Genomic DNA, 887 nt, shown 5'->3' with positions numbered 1-887 from the left:
ATTACGATTAACCGTCCAAGGGTATATAATGCCTTTCGCCCCAAGACAGTGAAAGAGCTGATTGAGGCCTTTGATATCTGTCGTGAACGTCAGGATGTTGGAGTAGTGGTTTTAACCGGTGAAGGAGATAAGGCATTTTGTTCAGGTGGTGATCAGAATGTAAAAGGTTATGGTGGTTATGTAGATGATGACGGAGTGCCTCGTTTGAATGTGTTGGATCTGCACAAACGCATTCGTTCACTACCTAAGCCTGTGGTAGCTATGGTGAATGGTTATGCTATTGGCGGTGGTCATGTATTGCATGTGGTTTGTGATTTAACCATTGCTTCAGAAAATGCAATTTTTGGTCAGAGTGGTCCAAAAGTGGGTAGTTTTGATGGCGGTTTTGGTTCATCCTATCTGGCTCGTCATGTTGGTCAGAAAAAAGCACGTGAGATCTGGTTTCTTTGTAAGCAATATTCTGCTAAGGAAGCCGAAGATATGGGATTAGTTAACCGTGTTGTACCTTTGGATCAGTTAGAAGAAGCAACCATTGAATGGTGTAAAATAATGCTTCAACGAAGCCCTATGGCACTGCGTATGATCAAACGCGGCTTAAATGCTGAGTTGGATGGTCAGACGGGAATTATGGAGATGGCAGGTGATGCAACTTTAATGTTCTACCTAATGGAAGAAGCACAGGAAGGACGTAAGGCCTTCTTAGAGAAAAGAGATCCTGATTTTCAGCAGTTTCCTAAATTTCCCTGATCAATTTTTAATGAGATACTTTACAAGGCTGTCCGTTTGTGGATGGCCTTTTTTGTATTAGGATTGCATCTTTTTCTAAAACGTAAAAAAGGATGCGATCTTAATTGTGCTTCCCTTCGTTTCAAAACGAAGGGAAAATG

At 41.6% G+C, this 887-nt stretch carries 1 protein-coding gene; it reads left to right on the top strand.

Annotated elements, in window-relative coordinates:
- Positions 1-747, top strand: a 747-nt coding sequence (menB, locus tag ACRD62_RS22460) for a 1,4-dihydroxy-2-naphthoyl-CoA synthase (RefSeq protein ID WP_430822323.1), incomplete at its 5' end; no start/stop codon positions are given.
- Positions 748-887 lie beyond the last annotated feature (140 nt).

The organism is Carboxylicivirga caseinilyticus, from assembly GCF_050589785.1.
In the GTDB taxonomy this organism is placed as follows: Bacteria; Bacteroidota; Bacteroidia; order Bacteroidales; family Marinilabiliaceae; genus Carboxylicivirga; species Carboxylicivirga caseinilyticus.
Note: the sequence above shows the minus strand (reverse complement) of the source record. Positions and strands in the feature narration are given on the sequence as shown.